Source organism: Sinisalibacter aestuarii, from assembly GCF_027923545.1.
Lineage (GTDB): Bacteria > Pseudomonadota > Alphaproteobacteria > Rhodobacterales > Rhodobacteraceae > Sinisalibacter > Sinisalibacter aestuarii.
Window position 1 is genome coordinate 146,583 of the sequence record NZ_BROH01000005.1, and the last position, 14,703, is coordinate 161,285.

Below are 14,703 nucleotides of genomic sequence, written 5' to 3' on the forward strand. Positions count from 1 at the left end.
CCGTTTCAGCGATAATCCGGGCTACTTCGTGCCATACATCCGGTCACCCGCATCGCCGAGGCCGGGCACGATATAACCGTGCTCGTTCAGCTTCTCGTCGACCGCTGCGGTGACGATGGGAACGTCCGGATGCGCCTTGCCCATCCGCTCCACGCCCTCGGGCGCGGCGAGCAGGCAGAGGAAGCGGATATTGGTGGCCCCGGCCTGTTTCAGCAGGTCGATGGCGGCAGCGGAGGAATTGCCCGTCGCCAGCATCGGATCGACCACGATCACCATCCGGTCTTTCAGATCCGGCGGCACCTTGAAGTAGTATTGCACCGGCTTCAGAGTTTCCTCGTCGCGGTAGAGGCCGACGAAGCCGACCCGCGCCGAGGGGATCAGCTCCAGTACCCCGTCGAGCAGCCCGTTGCCCGCCCGCAGGATCGAGACTAGCGCCATCTTCTTGCCCGCAAGGATCGGCGCTTCCATCTCTCCCATCGGCGTTTCGATGCTCTTTTGCGTCATCGGCAATTCGCGCGTCACCTCATAGGCGAGCAGCAAAGAGATTTCCCGCAGCAACTGGCGGAAACTCGCGGTCGAGGTATCCTTCTGGCGCATCAGCGTGAGCTTGTGTTGCACAAGCGGGTGTTTGACGATTGTCAGGTGATCAAGCATCGGCTCCCTCCAGACGGTCCGCAATCCGCGCGCGGGTGAAATCATTGCAGAAGGCAGCGTCGAGCGCCACCCGGTTCAGCGCGGCAAAATCGGCCTCGACCCAGCCGAAGGCGCTCGCCAGCTCGTCGTATTCACGCACCATGTCGGTGTGGAAGAAGGGCGGATCGTCGGTCGAAACGGTCACCTTTACCCCCGCCTCGCGCAGCCGCGCGATCGGGTGCTCGGCCCAGGACGGGTAGACGCCCAGCGCCACATTCGAGCCGGGGCACACTTCCAGCACCACGCCGGTATCGGCCAGTTCCCGCACCAGGGCGGGGTCTTCGATGGCGCGCACGCCGTGACCGATACGCTCGACCTTCAGATGGGTCAGCGCATCGCGGATGCTCTGCGGCCCGCCCCATTCGCCGGCATGGGCGGTGAGCCGCAGCCCCGCCTCGCGCGCCATGTCGAAGGCATAGGCGAAATCGGCGGGGTGGCCGGCATTCTCGTCGCCCGCCAGCCCGAAGCCGGTGATGAAATCGCCCGCCGTCTCCCGCGCGCAGGCCGCCGTTTCGCGCGCCGCCTCGGGGCCGAAATGGCGGATTGCGGTGACGATGCCGTTCATCGTGATGCCCAGCGCCTCGGCGGCATTGGCGGCCTCGACCATCGCCTGCAGATATTCCCGCCAGGCGACCGGATCGCGTCCGCCGCAGAAATCGGGCGAGAGAAAACTCTCCAGATAGACCACCCCGGCCTCAGCCGCCTCACCGAGCACGATGGCGGTGAGCAGCGCGTAATCGTCAGGGCTCTTGAACGGTTTCGTCGCCTCTTCGTAAACATCGAGAAACTGCAAGAAATCACGGTAATCATAGGCCCCTTTGGCATCAAAAATGCCGGAAATGTCCAAGCCTTTGGCCCGCGCCATATCGCGCACCAAGGCCGGCGGCGCGGCGCCTTCGAGGTGGTGGTGCAGCTCGATCTTCGGCAAATCCCTGAAGCTCACAAAAAACTCCTTCCCGCGCCGCGCGCGTTCAAACCCAGATGCGCGGCGATGCTCGCGCCGATATCGGCAAAGCCCACCTGCCCCACCGGCCTGGCCCCCAGCCCCCAGCCCAGCACCGGCACCCGCTCGCGGGTATGGTCGGTGCCGCTCCATGTCGGATCGTTGCCATGGTCGGCGGTGAAGATCGCCAGATCGCCCGGGCGCAGCGTGGCCAGGAAGCGGGGCATTTCCCGGTCGAACCATTCCAGATGCGAGGCATAGCCCGACACATTGCGCCGGTGCCCGTATTGCGAGTCGAACTCGACGAAATTGGCAAAGGTCAGGCTGCCGTCTTCGGCATCTTTGCCCCAGCGCAGCAGCGCCTCGAACAGATCGGCATCGGAGCCGTGGATGCCATCGTCCATGCCGCGATGGGCGAAGATATCGTCGATCTTGCCCACCGAATGCACCGGGCGGCCCTCGGCCTTGGCCCAGTCCATCAGCGTGGGCTCGGGCGGCGCGAGGGCGAAATCCTTGCGGTTCACGGTGCGCGCAAAGCCCGTCTCGGGCGTGCCCAGGAAGGGCCGCGCGATCACCCGGCCCACGCGCATCCCATGCACCAGCGGCGCTACGGCACGGCACATCTCATAGAGCCGGTCGAGGCCGTAGGCCTCTTCATGCGCGGCGATCTGGAGCACGCTGTCGGCCGAGGTGTAGACGATGGGTTTGCCCGTCGCCATATGCTCGGCGCCAAGCTCGTCGAGGATCACGGTGCCGGAACTGTGCTTGTTGCCCAGCACGCCGCCCGCGCCGCCCGCCTCGATCAGCGCCTCGGTCACATCGGGCGGGAAGGAGGGCTGCGTGTCGGGGAAATAGGTCCAGTCCCACGGCACCGGCACGCCCGCAATCTCCCAATGGCCCGAAGGCGTGTCCTTGCCGGGGCTGATCTCGGTGGCCGCGCCCCAGAGGCCCGTGGGTTGCACCCCAAGGCCCGGCACCTCGACCCCGCTGGCCAGTTTCAGCGCCGCGCCAAGGCCCAGCCCATCGAGGTTGGGCAGATGCAGCGGGCCGCTGCGCCCCGTCTCCGCCCGGCCCGCGACGCAGGCTTCGGCGATATGGCCCACGGTATTGGCCCCGGTATCGGGCAGACCATCGTTGAAAAAACGGTCGGCATCCGGGGCGCCGCCGATGCCGACGCTGTCAAGCACGACGAGAAAGGCGCGGCCCATCTCAGCTCTCCATCTGGGCTTTGGCGAAGGCGTGGGGCAGAAGCTCTTCGATGGCGAGGTCGAGCACCTCGCCACCCATCGTGCCCATCACCACCCGCGTGCCCCTGGGCGCAAACTCGGCGATCTTCTGGCGGCAGCCGCCGCAGGGCGTGACGGGCGCGGGCGCGTCGCCGATCACCGCCACCTCGGCGATCTCGGTCTCGCCCGCCGCCGCCATCGCGGCGATCGCGCCCGCCTCGGCGCAGGTGCCCTCCGGATAGGCGGCGTTTTCGACGTTCACGCCGGTAAAGACCTTGCCGGAGGGCGTGCGGATCGCCGCCCCGACCTTGAAGCCGGAATAGGGCGCATAGGCGTTTTCACGCACCCGTTTCGCATCGTCGAGAAGTGACATCACCGCCTCCTTTTGACCGGATGGTTCAAAACTATCCCCTCCGCGCGCCGGCGCAAGGCAATTCCACCACTCTACTCGCCGTCCGCGGCTTGCGGCGCAGTCTCGGGCTGGCCTTCCTCCTGCGCGACAGGAACGAGCGGCGCGGCGCCATCGCCGGACCAGGCAATTCCCGCCGCCCCGGCCTCGCCCTGCCCCTCGCGCGGTTCGGTGGCCCGCGCCTCGTCCGCCGCCATCGCCGCTTCGGCCGCCACGCCGGACAATTCCTCGACCAGCGCGAAGCTGTCATCGGCGATGCGGAACACCTTGCGGCACGCCTCAAACCCGTAAAGCCCGCAGGCGGTGCCATGCAGATCGAGCGCCAGCGTCCCGCCCGGCTGCCGCGAATAGCCCCGGATCACACCCACATAGGCCCGCTTGAACGCGGCCTCCCGCGCCAGGAAAAAGCCCACGGTGCATCCCCCGGACCCGCAATAGAGCGAGGCCATCTCGGAGCAAACCGCCGCCGCATAGTCGATCACCACGTCGTCGCGCCCATCGCCGTCGAGGTCTTCGCGGCGTTCGAAGCCGGGCTCCACCTCCACGGTGCCGCCAAGCTGGCCGCATTCACGCAGGATCTGATCGAGCACCACCGCCGCCGGATCGTCGAGCGGCACTTCGGGGATCGGGCAGGTATCCATCACCGCGCCGAGCGTGCGTGACGAACCGCTGAGCGACAGCGCCACGGCACGGGGCGCCTCGCCCTCACCCAGCACCAGGTCGGCGCGGTTGCCCCGGCGCAGCGCCGCCACCATGTCGGTATGAATGCGCGGATCGAAGCGGGCGGTGAGCGTGGCGGCGTCTTCGTCAGCGGTCTCAGGGCGCAGGCGCAGCCGGCCCACCGGGCGGCCATCCACGCGCAGTTCCGCCATCAACGCCTCGGGCAGGTCGGCGGCATCACCGCCGAACAGCGCCAGCTCGTAATGCAGCGGGGCCGCCGCGCCGCATTGCAGCCGTAAGCAGGGCGGCTCGCCGCCATCCTCACCCGGAGCGGCACAAACAAAGGCTCCTGCCGCGCCGACCTCCTCGGTCTCGACCATGCCCCATCCCTGCGCCTGGACGGGAAGCGCCAGCGATGCCCAGCCAAGCACGGCAATGATCGACAATACGCGGCGAAAAGACATGGAACCCTCGAAATTCTTTCCGGCGAGGTTGCCCGCCTCGCGCGGGCAAGGCAAGCCCTGCAAAGTGATTCCCCGCGCTTTGCAACGCACCCGCAAAACTTTGCAAAGCCGTGGTGGATTTTCACCCACCTGCATAATTCCCGGTGCTTTGCAAAACTTTGCAGCGACCGTCTGGCAAAATCTGCAAATGTCTGCGTGAAATTGCCCCGCCTCGCGGCAATGATCTTGCACGCGACCATCGCGCTCCGTAACAAACCTCAACGGACTTGGAGGAGGACAATATGGGATACAAGGACGTCTATGCGCGCTGGCAGGCCGACCCCGAGGGGTTCTGGATGGACGCGGCGCAGGCTATCGACTGGGACAAGCCTCCCTCCAAGGCCCTGTTTGACGACAATGCCCCGATCTACGAATGGTTCTCCGACGGCATGGTCAACACCTGCTACAACGCGGTCGACCGGCATGTGGAGCGCGGCCGCGGCGATCAGGTGGCGATCATCTATGACAGCCCGATCACCGGGCGGCAGCAGAAGATCACCTATGCCGAGTTGCAGGACCGCGTCGCCCGTTTTGCCGGCGGCCTTGCCGCGCGCGGCATCGCCAAGGGTGACCGGGTGATCATCTACATGCCGATGGTGCCCGAAGCGCTGATCGCCATGCTCGCCGTCACCCGGATCGGCGCGATCCACTCGGTGGTGTTCGGCGGCTTCGCCTCGAACGAGCTGGCCGTGCGGATCGACGACGCGATGCCGAAAGCGATCATCGCCGGCAGCGCCGGGATCGAGCCCAACCGGATCGTGCCCTACAAGCCGCTGCTCGACGGCGCGATCGACATCGCCAAGCACAAGCCTGACTTTACCGTAATCTTCCAGCGCGAGGAAAAGCCCGCCGATCTGAAACCGGGCTATGACATCGACTGGGCCGAGATCGCCGCCGCCGATCCGGTGGCCTGCCTGCCGGTCGAGGGCAACCATCCCTGCTATGTGCTTTATACCTCCGGCACCACGGGCCAGCCCAAAGGCGTGATCCGCCACACCGCCGGCCACCTGGTGGCGCTGAACTGGACAATGAAGAACATCTACAATGTCGATCCGGGCGATGTGTTCTGGGCGGCATCGGATGTGGGCTGGGTCGTGGGCCATTCCTACATCACCTATGGCCCGCTGGTGCATGGCAACACCACCATCGTCTTCGAGGGCAAGCCTGTCGGCACGCCCGATGCGGGCACGTTCTGGCGGGTGATCTCGGAGCATGGGGTAAAGAGCTTCTTTACCGCCCCCACCGCCTTCCGCGCCGTGAAGCGGGAGGATCCGACCGGCGAATTCGTGACGAAATACGATCTCTCCTGCCTCAAGACAGTCTATCTCGCCGGCGAGCGCGCCGACCCCGACACCATCGTCTGGGCGCAAAATCACCTGAAGGTGCCGGTGATCGACCATTGGTGGCAAACCGAAACCGGCTACTCCATCGCCGCCAACCCGGTGGGGATCGAGCTGCTACCGGTCAAGCTCGGCTCGCCCTCGGTGCCGATGCCGGGCTATGACATTCACATCCTCGACGAAGGCGGGCACGAGGTGAAAGCCGGCACGCTCGGCGCCATCGCGATCAAGCTGCCGCTGCCGCCGGGCACGCTGCCGACGCTGTGGAACGCCGAAGACCGCTACCGCAAGAGCTACCTCACCACCTTCCCCGGCTATTACGAGACGGGCGACGCGGGCTACAAGGACGAGGAAGGCTACCTCTACATCATGGCCCGTACCGATGACGTGATCAACGTCGCCGGCCACCGGCTTTCCACCGGCGGGATGGAAGAGGTGCTCGCCTCGCATCCGGACGTGGCCGAATGCGCGGTGATCGGCGTGACCGACGAGCTCAAGGGCCAGTTGCCGCTCGGCTTCCTCTGCCTCAATGCCGGCGCGACGCGCGACCACAAGGAAGTGGTGGCCGAATGCGTGAAGCTGGTGCGCGACAAGATCGGCCCGGTCGCCGCCTTCAAGGCCGCGGTGGTCGTCGACCGGCTGCCGAAGACCCGGTCGGGCAAGATTTTGCGCGGCACGATGGTTTCGATCGCCGATGGCAACGCGTTCAAGATGCCGGCCACGATCGACGATCCACAGATCCTCGACGAGATCACCGAGGCGCTGCAAACCTTGGGCTACGCCAAGCCCTGAACTGGCCGCAAAACGCAAAAATAGCGGGGGAAAGCAACGCTCCGGCGTGAATTTCCCCCGCTATTGTTTCCCTCCTGGAAACGCACCGGTTCCAACCCTAACGCGAATGCGGGGTTGGATTTTCGCTTGAAGGTTGGAATGTTGTGTGAAGCGCCACCCTCGCGGGGGCACCGGCGCGGGGCGATGAAACGGGGCGTTGCAGTGGAAGAGAGGACAAGGCGGCATCCGGACGCGGGCAGCGATGGCCGGTCACGGGAGCAGGCACATATCTCGGCGCTTCTCGTATCGGACAGCGACGAGCAGCACCCCCTTCCCGACACGCCGTTCACCGACGCCGGTCTGCACCTCGTGCGCGCCCGGGGGCTCGCCGAGGCCAATACGAGCTACGGACAGATCCGCAGCCAGCTTGTCGTGCTGCCGCTGACCGTGGATGGCGAAGACAGCACGCCCTTCCTGTCACGCCTGCTGGCAGCCCGGCCCGCTCCGGTGGTGCTGGTGATCGCTTCGAACGACGAGATCAACGTCGCCGCCGAGGCGATGCGGATCGGCGCTTTCGATTGCCTGTTCCGCCCGTTCTCGCATACCCGGCTTTCAAAGGCGGTCGAGGCGGCGCTGCAGGCGCTGCCTGCCATGCCCGAGGCGCGGCTGCCCGAGACCGCCTGGCAAAGCACACCGCAAAGCCCCGAACGCCGCGTGTTGCCCTACCCGGCCCCACCCGCGATGCCGGGCGCTTCGGCAAGCCTGCTGACCGTGGCGTCGGAAATGCTGGCGGTGCTCGAACGTGCCGATACGCTCGCCCGCTCGGATGTGCCGGTGTTCATCACCGGCGAGGTCGGCTCAGGCAAGTCGCTCATCGCGCGCAAGCTGCATGACGATTCCAGCCGCCGCGACGCGCCCTTCATCACCGTCGATTGCGCAATCCTGACGCCGGAGAACATCGGCGAGCAATGCGACCTGCTATGCCCCACGGCCACGGGCGGCACCCTGTTTCTCGACGAGATCTGCGCGCTCGATCCGGCGGTGCAGCCCCAGGTATTGCACCGGATCACGGCCGTTACCGAACGGGGCGCCATCGCCACGCGGCCACGGGTGATCTCGTCGACCAGTCACGATCCGCGCGCGGCGATGCGCGCAGGGCTGTTGATGTCGGATCTGTTCTACCGGCTGCATGTCGCGCCGCTGGCAATCCCGCCGCTGCGCGACCGGCCGGACGATATCGCACTGATCGCCCGCAACAAGCTGTCGGAATTCTCGCTGGCCGAGGGCAGCCGCGTGCGCGCCATTTCCGACCCCGCGATCGAGCTTCTGCGGGCCTATGACTGGCCCGGCAATGTGCGCGAATTGCTCAACGTGATCTGGTCGGCGGTGGCGATGAACGAGGGGCCGCAGATTCTGCCCGAGCACCTGCCGCGCGAGATCGTCAGCCCCGCCGAGCGCAGCGGGCAGGCCGCAACCGGGCTCGGACCGCTGATCGGGCACACGCTGGCCGAGATCGAGAAGGCCGCCATCGAAGAAACGATCCGGGCGCAGGGCGGGTCGATCCCGCTGGCGGCGCGGGTGCTCGACGTGGCGCCGTCGACGATCTACCGCAAGCGCGAAAGCTGGGCGCGGCGCGCCAAGAGCGAGCGCCGCTAGCCCCGCGCGTCAGACGAATTGTTCGCGGATCAGCCGTTCCTCGAGCCCATGGCCGGGATCGAAGAGCACCTTGTGCTCGATATCCGTCGCCGTCTCGACCTCGACCGCCACGACATTACCCGCCGGACGACCATCGGCATCGGCCATCACCGGGCGTTTCTCCGGCTCCAGCACCTCGATGCGCACCCGGGCGCGTTTCGGCAGCAGCGCCCCGCGCCAGCGCCGGGGGCGATAGGCGGCGATGGCGGTCACCGCCAGCACATCGGAGCCGATCGGCAGGATCGGGCCGTGGGCGGAGTAGTTATAGGCGGTGGAGCCCGCCGGCGTCGCCACCAGCGCGCCGTCGCAGATCAGCTCGGCCATGCGCAGCTTGCCATCGACCGAGATCGCCAGCTTCGCCGCCTGGCTACCCGCCCGCAGCAGCGCCACCTCGTTGATCGCCAGCGCATCGTGCACCTCGCCGTCAATCCCCTCGGCCCGCATCCGAAGCGGGTTGATCACCGCAAGCTCGGCCTCGCGCACCCGCTCAACCAGCTCGTCGACGGCGAATTCGTTCATCAGAAAGCCCACCGTGCCCCGGTTCATCCCGTAAACCGGCGCGGCGAGATTCTGGTAATGATGCAGCGTGTGCAGCATGAACCCATCGCCCCCCAGCGCCACGATCACATCGGCCTCGGCGGCCGGAACCTCGCCGTATAGCGCCACCAGATCGTCGCGGCTCGACTGGGCCAGCGGTGCGTTGGAGGCCGCAAAGTGCAGTTTCAGGCTCATCGGTTTCCTCGGAGGGACATCGCGTTCGGAAAAGAACACAAGTTTCCCCATTGCGCCAGTGTGGTCGGTTCTTTGTGCCGCGACGCCGCAAACGGGGCTTCCGCCGCGCACACCTTTCCTCTAGATCATCCCGAAATGGCACGCCACAGGAGAGATCCATGACCGATATCCGCGATGCAGGCTTTTTCACCGAAACGCTCGAAACCCGCGACGCCGAGCTGTTCGGCGCGATCCGCGGCGAACTGACCCGCCAGCGCGACGAGATCGAGCTGATCGCGAGCGAAAACATCGTTTCGAAAGCGGTGATGGAAGCCCAGGGCTCGGTGATGACCAACAAATACGCCGAGGGCTACCCGGGCCGGCGCTATTACGGCGGCTGCGACTGGGTCGATGTGGCCGAGAACCTCGCCATCGAGCGGGCGAAAGAGCTGTTCGGCTGTGGCTTTGCCAACGTCCAGCCCAATTCCGGCTCACAGGCCAACCAGGGCGCCTTCATGGCGATGATCCAGCCCGGCGACACGATCCTCGGCATGAACCTCGCCTCCGGCGGCCACCTCACCCACGGCGCGCCGCCCAACCAGTCGGGCAAATGGTTCAACGCGGTGCAATACGGCGTGCGCAAGCAGGACAGCCTTGTCGATTACGACGAGATTCAGGCGCTGGCCAATGAGCACAAGCCGAAGCTGATCATCGCCGGCGGCTCGGCCATTCCGCGCCAGCTCGACTTTGCGAAGTTCCGCGAGATCGCCGACTCGGTCGGCGCCTACCTGATGGTCGATATGGCCCACTTTGCCGGCCTCGTCGCGGCGGGCGAGCATCCCTCGCCCTTCCCCTATGCCGACGTGGCCACCACCACCACGCATAAGACCCTGCGGGGCCCGCGTGGCGGCATGATCCTCACCAACAACGAGGAGCTGGCCAAGAAGATCAACTCGGCGATCTTCCCCGGCATTCAGGGCGGCCCGCTCATGCATGTGATCGCCGCCAAGGCCGTGGCCTTCGGCGAGGCGCTGCGCCCGGAATTCAAGACCTACCAGAAAGCCGTGCGCGCCAATGCCGTGGCGCTGGCCGACCAACTTATGAAGAACGGACTCGACATCGTCACCGGCGGCACCGACACCCATGTGATGCTGGTCGACCTGCGCCCCAAAGGCGTGAAGGGCAACGCCACCGAAAAGGCGCTGGGCCGCGCCCACATCACCACCAACAAGAACGGCATCCCGTTCGACCCGGAAAAGCCGATGGTGACCAGCGGCATCCGCCTCGGCACCCCGGCAGGCACCACCCGCGGCTTCGGCGAGGCCGAGTTCCGCCAGATCGCCGATCTGATCGTCGAGGTGGTCGACGGGCTGGCGGCGAATGGCGAAGACGGCAATGGCGCGGTGGAAGAGGCCGTGCGCGCCAAGGTGGCCGATCTTTGCGCCCGCTTCCCGATCTATCCGGGCCTTTGACCCGTCAGCCAGATATACCATGAGATTGAAAGCCGGGGCCCCGCCCCGGTTTTTTCTTTTCATCACAGAAGGATGACACTCGTCCCACAACAACATCTTGAAACTAACTGACCGGTCAGTTAGTTTCTGCCCATGGCCGACCCTGACTCGCCCGAACCCAAGTTTCGCCGCCGTGCCGAGCACCGGCCCGACGAGCTGCTCGATGCGGCGCTCGCGCTGTTTGTCGAGAAGGGATATTCCCACACCTCGGTGGCCGAGATCGCCCGCAAGGCCGGCGTTTCGAAAGGGGCGCTCTACCTCTACTTCCCATCGAAGCAAGCGGTGCTTGAGGGGCTGGTACGGCGTGCTGTCTCGCCCATTGCGATACGGGCGCAGGAGGCCATCGACATCGCCGATGCCGATCTGCGGGCCACGCTGCGCGCACTGCTGACGGTCATCGCCACCGCGCTTGGCGATCCCAAGGTTTTCGCGGTGCCCAAGATCGTGATCCGCGAGGCGGTCGTCGCGCCCGAGATCGCCGAAATGTATCGCCGCGCGGTCTTCGACAACGTTCTGCCCGCCGGCGCCGCGATCATCCGCCGGGCCGTTGCTCAGGGTAAAATCCGCCCGGTCGACCCCGAGATGACGCTGCGCTCGCTCGTCGGCCCGGTGATCATGCACCTGCTTTTGTCCGAGATTTTCGGCATCGAACCCGAGGGCGGCCTCGCGCTGGACCGGCTCGTCGAAAATCACCTCGATATTCTCGTCAACGGCCTGTTTCCGGCCACGGAGTCCCACGATGCTTGAAACCGTCACCGCCTGGTTCACCGCCCTTCTCGCCGCGATCCTGCCGGGCTTCGGCGAAGACACGACGCCCGTCTATAACGGCTATGTCGAGGCCGAATACGTCTATGTCGCGCCATCGGTCACAGGGCGGCTGCGCAACCTCTCCGTTCACGAGGGCGACACGATCGTCGCCGGCGCCTTCCTGTTCGACCAGGACGCCACCAAGCAGCGCGCCGCCCTGCGCGCGGCGAACGCGATCATCGCCCAGGCCGAGGCCAATCTGCGCAACCTAGAAACCGGTTCGCGCGAGGCGGAAATCCAGGTCATCCGCGCCTCGCTGGAAGAGGCGCGCGTGGCGCAGTCGCTGGCCCAGACCACACTGGCGCGCACCGAGAACCTGTTTGAGCGCGAGATTGTCACCCAGGCCAGGGTCGATGCCGACCGCGCGGCGCTGGAGCAGGCCAATGCCCATGTCGCCCAGCTTCAGGCCCAGCTTCAGGTGGCCGAGCTTCCGGCTCGCGGCGAACAGGTGATCGCCGCCGAGGCCACGCTGAACGCCGCCCGCGCCGATGCCGACCTCGCCGCCGCGCAGCTTGACGATATGCGGGTGACGGCGCCGGTGCAGGGGCTGGTGGAGAAGGTCTATTTCGAGGCGGGCGAAGTGGCGGCGGCCGGGTCGCCGGTGATCTCGATCCTGCCGCCCGATGCGCTCAAGGTACTGTTTTACCTGCCCGAACCCGAACGCAGCAGCTTCGCGCTCGGGCAGGAGCTTGCCTTGTCCTGCGAGGGCTGCGCCGAGGGCGTCACCGCCACGATCAGCCGCATCGCCTCCGACCCGCAATTCACGCCGCCAATCATCTATTCGCGCGATCAGCGCACCCGGCTCGTCTTCCGTGCCGAGGCGCGTCTGCCCGGGGGCACCGGCCTGCTTCCCGGCCAGCCGGTCACGCTGGAGCGGACCCAATGACCGACGATCTCGCCGTTTCGGTCCGCGGGCTTACCAAGATTTTCAGCGGCAAGACGGTTGTCGACGCCGTCGACATGGAAGTGCCGAAAGGCGCGATCTATGGCTTTCTCGGCCCCAACGGCTCGGGCAAAACCACAACGATCCGGATGATGTGCGGGCTGCTCACCCCCGATGGCGGCGAGGGCAGAACGCTCGGCCACGACATCCGCAAGGAGGCCCGCGCGATCAAGGAGAACGTGGGCTACATGACGCAGAAATTCTCGCTCTACGGCGATCTGACGATCCGCGAGAACCTCGATTTCATGGCCCGGATGTACCGCATGAAAAACCGCAAGCAGGTGGTCGACGAAACCTTGCGCGATCTGGGGCTGGAAGGCCGCGGCGACCAGCTTGCCGGCACGCTCTCGGGCGGCTGGAAGCAGCGCCTCGCGCTCGCTGCCTGCATGCAGCACAAACCCCGGCTGCTGCTGCTCGACGAACCCACGGCCGGGGTGGACCCGAAGGCGCGGCGCGATTTCTGGGATGAGATCCGCCGCCTCTCCAAGCAGGGCGTGACGGTGCTGGTCTCGACCCATTACATGGATGAGGCGGTGCAATGCGATTACATCGCCTATATCGCCTATGGCAAGAAGCTGATCGACGGGCCCGCGCGCGACATTCCGCACAAGGTGGGGCTGACCACCTGGCGCGTCGACGGGCCCGACCTCATCCCGCTCGAAGATGCCCTGCGCGCCGACCCGCGGGTGCAGCAGGTGGCCCGGTTCGGGGCGCAGCTTCATGTGTCGTCCACCGATGCCAAGGCGCTCGATGACGTGATCGCCGAGTGGAAGAAGAAGAACGGCACCCATCACTGGGTGAAGAAGGAGGCCGAACTGGAAGAGGCCTTCATCTACCTCATGGCCAATTCCGACGACAATTTCGGCCAGACCGGCAAGAGGGCGTCATGAACATCTTCTCCCTCGCCCGGTTCGGCGCCGTGCTCGCCAAGGAATTCATCCAGATGCGGCGCGACCGCCTCACCTTCGGGATGATGATCGGCATTCCCATCGTCCAGCTTCTGCTGTTCGGCTTCGCCATCAACACCGATCCGCACAACTTGCCCACGCTGGTGGAAATGGCCGATGACGGGCCGGTGGTGCGCGCGGTGCTGACAGGGATGGAAACCTCGGATTACTTCGACTTTCAGGGCATCGTCTATGGCCCCGAAGAGGGAGACCGGGCCTTGCGCGAGGGCAGCGCCAACTTCGTCGTGGTGATCCCGCCGGATTTCGAGCGCGATGTGGTGCGCGGCCTTTCGCCCGAAGTTCTGGTCTCCGCCGACGGATCGGACCCGATCGCCGTCGGCACCGCCGTGGGCGCGCTTTCGGGCATCGTCGAGACCGCCATCAAGCAGACGCTGAATGGCCCGCTCGCCTCCTATGCCGGCAGCCCGCCGCCCTTTTCGGTGGTGGTGCACCGTCAGTTCAACCCCGAAAGCCTGAGCTCGGTCAACACCGTGCCGGGGCTGCTCGCGGTGATCCTGTCGATGACGATGACGCTGATCACCGCCGTGGCCATCGTGCGTGAGACCGAGCGCGGCACGATGGAAACCCTGCTCGCCACGCCGGTGAACGCGCTTGAGGTGATGCTGGGCAAGATCCTTCCTTACGTCTTCGTCGGCTACATCCAGACCGGAGTGTTCCTCATCGCCGCCGAGATCCTGTTCGACGTGCCCTTCCTCGGCTCCGGCTGGGCCTTCTTCGCCGGGTTCAACATCTATATCGTGGTGAACCTCGCGCTCGGCTTCCTGATCTCGACGCTGGTGCGCACCCAGATGCAGGCGATGCAGCTCTCGTTCTTCACCATCCTGCCCACCATCCTGCTGTCGGGCTTCATGTTTCCCTTCGCCGGCATGCCCGGCTGGGCACAGGCCATCGGCACGGCGATCCCGGCCACGCATTACCTGCGGATCGTGCGCAAGGTGATGCTGAAAGGCGCCGAGATGGCCGATATCGCCGGCGACCTGCGCGCGATTGCAGTCATCGGTGCGGTGATCGTGCTGATCTCGCTCCTGCGCTACCGACAGACGCTGGACTGACCGCCCCGATGGGATTGCGCCGATAGACAGGCCGGACCTCATCTGCTTTGCTGGATACGATGTTGAACGGAGCGGATCGGCAGGCGGCGGCAATGGAAAAGGTGCTGGGTTTTGGCGGTTTCTTCTTCCGGGCGAAGAACCCCGCCCTGCTGGCGGAATGGTACCGGGTTCATCTCGGGATCGACCCGGTGCCGGGCGACTACGATACGCCCTGCTGGACACAGGAAGCGGGCGAGACGGTTTTCGCCCCGTTCGAGAGCGTCACCGAGTATTTCGGCAAGCGTGACCGGGCCTTCATGCTCAATTTCCGGGTTCGCGATCTCGACAAGATGATCGCCCAACTGGAAGCCGCGGGCATAGAGGTGCGGCCAGACCCGGATTCGCCCTATCCGAACGGCCGCTTTGCCTGGCTCAACGATCCCGAAGGCAATCCGATAGAGCTGTGGGAACCCGCCTGACCCCACCGCGCCA

Annotated in this window: 15 protein-coding genes; 9 read left to right on the forward strand and 6 right to left on the reverse strand. The window is 65.9% G+C overall.

The window, feature by feature from the left end:
• Window positions 1–21: 21 nt before the first annotated feature.
• From upp to QMG28_RS10370, 5 genes are all read right to left on the reverse strand, one after another.
• Complete coding sequence (gene upp / locus QMG28_RS10350) at window positions 22–654, reverse strand: uracil phosphoribosyltransferase (protein ID WP_281842221.1); 633 nt, start codon at window positions 652–654, stop codon at window positions 22–24.
• Window positions 647–1,636: an adenosine deaminase gene (locus QMG28_RS10355; protein ID WP_281842222.1), complete on the reverse strand. Its 990-nt coding sequence runs from the start codon at window positions 1,634–1,636 to the stop codon at window positions 647–649. The genes upp and QMG28_RS10355 overlap by 8 nt, the downstream gene beginning before the upstream one ends.
• Window positions 1,633–2,844 carry a phosphopentomutase gene (locus QMG28_RS10360; protein ID WP_281842223.1) on the reverse strand — a complete coding sequence of 404 codons (1,212 nt, stop codon included), beginning with the start codon at window positions 2,842–2,844 and terminating at the stop codon, window positions 1,633–1,635. Before QMG28_RS10360 ends, QMG28_RS10355 begins: the two co-directional genes overlap by 4 nt.
• 1 nt (window position 2,845) lies before the next feature.
• Window positions 2,846–3,235, reverse strand: a complete 390-nt coding sequence (gene cdd, locus QMG28_RS10365) for a cytidine deaminase (protein ID WP_281842224.1) — start codon at window positions 3,233–3,235, stop codon at window positions 2,846–2,848.
• Between the two features lie 71 nt (window positions 3,236–3,306).
• Complete coding sequence (locus tag QMG28_RS10370; RefSeq protein ID WP_281842225.1) at window positions 3,307–4,395, reverse strand: hypothetical protein; 1,089 nt, start codon at window positions 4,393–4,395, stop codon at window positions 3,307–3,309.
• Here QMG28_RS10370 and QMG28_RS10375 point away from each other — a divergent pair.
• The 3 genes from QMG28_RS10375 to QMG28_RS10385 all read left to right on the forward strand — a co-directional run bounded on the left by QMG28_RS10375 (window position 4,394) and on the right by QMG28_RS10385 (window position 8,201).
• Window positions 4,394–4,594 (forward strand): hypothetical protein, encoded by a 201-nt coding sequence (locus tag QMG28_RS10375; RefSeq protein ID WP_281842226.1) that lies wholly within the window; start codon window positions 4,394–4,396, stop codon window positions 4,592–4,594. The genes QMG28_RS10370 and QMG28_RS10375 overlap by 2 nt on opposite strands.
• Before the next feature lie 82 nt (window positions 4,595–4,676).
• Window positions 4,677–6,566, forward strand: coding sequence for a propionyl-CoA synthetase (locus tag QMG28_RS10380; protein ID WP_281842227.1), 1,890 nt, complete (start codon window positions 4,677–4,679; stop codon window positions 6,564–6,566).
• A gap of 183 nt (window positions 6,567–6,749) precedes the next feature.
• The gene (locus QMG28_RS10385; protein ID WP_281842228.1) at window positions 6,750–8,201 is read left to right on the forward strand and encodes a sigma-54-dependent transcriptional regulator; all 1,452 of its coding nucleotides are present in this window, start codon (window positions 6,750–6,752) and stop codon (window positions 8,199–8,201) included.
• A 9-nt stretch (window positions 8,202–8,210) separates the two neighbouring features.
• Here the strand turns inward: QMG28_RS10385 and QMG28_RS10390 are convergent, their stop codons facing one another.
• Window positions 8,211–8,972: an NAD kinase gene (locus QMG28_RS10390; protein ID WP_281842229.1), complete on the reverse strand. Its 762-nt coding sequence runs from the start codon at window positions 8,970–8,972 to the stop codon at window positions 8,211–8,213.
• A gap of 158 nt (window positions 8,973–9,130) precedes the next feature.
• Here QMG28_RS10390 and glyA point away from each other — a divergent pair, with 158 nt between their 5' ends.
• The 6 genes from glyA (at window position 9,131) to QMG28_RS10420 (ending at window position 14,690) form a co-directional block, all read left to right on the forward strand.
• Entirely contained in the window at window positions 9,131–10,423 is a 1,293-nt protein-coding gene (glyA, locus tag QMG28_RS10395; protein WP_281842230.1) for a serine hydroxymethyltransferase, read from the forward strand.
• 132 nt (window positions 10,424–10,555) lie between these two features.
• Complete coding sequence (locus QMG28_RS10400; protein WP_281842231.1) at window positions 10,556–11,209, forward strand: TetR/AcrR family transcriptional regulator; 654 nt, start codon at window positions 10,556–10,558, stop codon at window positions 11,207–11,209.
• Window positions 11,202–12,155, forward strand: a complete 954-nt coding sequence (locus tag QMG28_RS10405) for an HlyD family secretion protein (protein WP_281842232.1) — start codon at window positions 11,202–11,204, stop codon at window positions 12,153–12,155. Before QMG28_RS10400 ends, QMG28_RS10405 begins: the two co-directional genes overlap by 8 nt.
• Window positions 12,152–13,102 carry an ABC transporter ATP-binding protein gene (locus QMG28_RS10410; protein WP_281842233.1) on the forward strand — a complete coding sequence of 317 codons (951 nt, stop codon included), beginning with the start codon at window positions 12,152–12,154 and terminating at the stop codon, window positions 13,100–13,102. Before QMG28_RS10405 ends, QMG28_RS10410 begins: the two co-directional genes overlap by 4 nt.
• Window positions 13,099–14,232: an ABC transporter permease gene (locus QMG28_RS10415; protein WP_281842234.1), complete on the forward strand. Its 1,134-nt coding sequence runs from the start codon at window positions 13,099–13,101 to the stop codon at window positions 14,230–14,232. The genes QMG28_RS10410 and QMG28_RS10415 overlap by 4 nt, the downstream gene beginning before the upstream one ends.
• Window positions 14,233–14,291: 59 nt before the next feature.
• Entirely contained in the window at window positions 14,292–14,690 is a 399-nt protein-coding gene (locus tag QMG28_RS10420; RefSeq protein ID WP_307726349.1) for a VOC family protein, read from the forward strand.
• Window positions 14,691–14,703 lie beyond the last annotated feature (13 nt).

Bases quoted from the DNA above. Each gene is read 5' to 3' on its own strand.
- upp (WP_281842221.1), bottom strand. From the start codon at position 654: ATGCTTGATCACCTGACAATCGTCAAACACCCGCTTGTGCAACACAAG.
- QMG28_RS10360 (WP_281842223.1), bottom strand. From the start codon at position 2,844: ATGGGCCGCGCCTTTCTCGTCGTGCTTGACAGCGTCGGCATCGGCGGC.
- cdd (WP_281842224.1), bottom strand. From the start codon at position 3,235: ATGTCACTTCTCGACGATGCGAAACGGGTGCGTGAAAACGCCTATGCG.
- QMG28_RS10375 (WP_281842226.1), top strand. From the start codon at position 4,394: ATGGAACCCTCGAAATTCTTTCCGGCGAGGTTGCCCGCCTCGCGCGGG.
- QMG28_RS10370 (WP_281842225.1), bottom strand. From the start codon at position 4,395: ATGTCTTTTCGCCGCGTATTGTCGATCATTGCCGTGCTTGGCTGGGCA.
- QMG28_RS10380 (WP_281842227.1), top strand. From the start codon at position 4,677: ATGGGATACAAGGACGTCTATGCGCGCTGGCAGGCCGACCCCGAGGGG.
- QMG28_RS10385 (WP_281842228.1), top strand. From the start codon at position 6,750: ATGAAACGGGGCGTTGCAGTGGAAGAGAGGACAAGGCGGCATCCGGAC.
- QMG28_RS10390 (WP_281842229.1), bottom strand. From the start codon at position 8,972: ATGAGCCTGAAACTGCACTTTGCGGCCTCCAACGCACCGCTGGCCCAG.
- glyA (WP_281842230.1), top strand. From the start codon at position 9,131: ATGACCGATATCCGCGATGCAGGCTTTTTCACCGAAACGCTCGAAACC.
- QMG28_RS10400 (WP_281842231.1), top strand. From the start codon at position 10,556: ATGGCCGACCCTGACTCGCCCGAACCCAAGTTTCGCCGCCGTGCCGAG.
- QMG28_RS10405 (WP_281842232.1), top strand. From the start codon at position 11,202: ATGCTTGAAACCGTCACCGCCTGGTTCACCGCCCTTCTCGCCGCGATC.
- QMG28_RS10410 (WP_281842233.1), top strand. From the start codon at position 12,152: ATGACCGACGATCTCGCCGTTTCGGTCCGCGGGCTTACCAAGATTTTC.
- QMG28_RS10415 (WP_281842234.1), top strand. From the start codon at position 13,099: ATGAACATCTTCTCCCTCGCCCGGTTCGGCGCCGTGCTCGCCAAGGAA.
- QMG28_RS10420 (WP_307726349.1), top strand. From the start codon at position 14,292: ATGTTGAACGGAGCGGATCGGCAGGCGGCGGCAATGGAAAAGGTGCTG.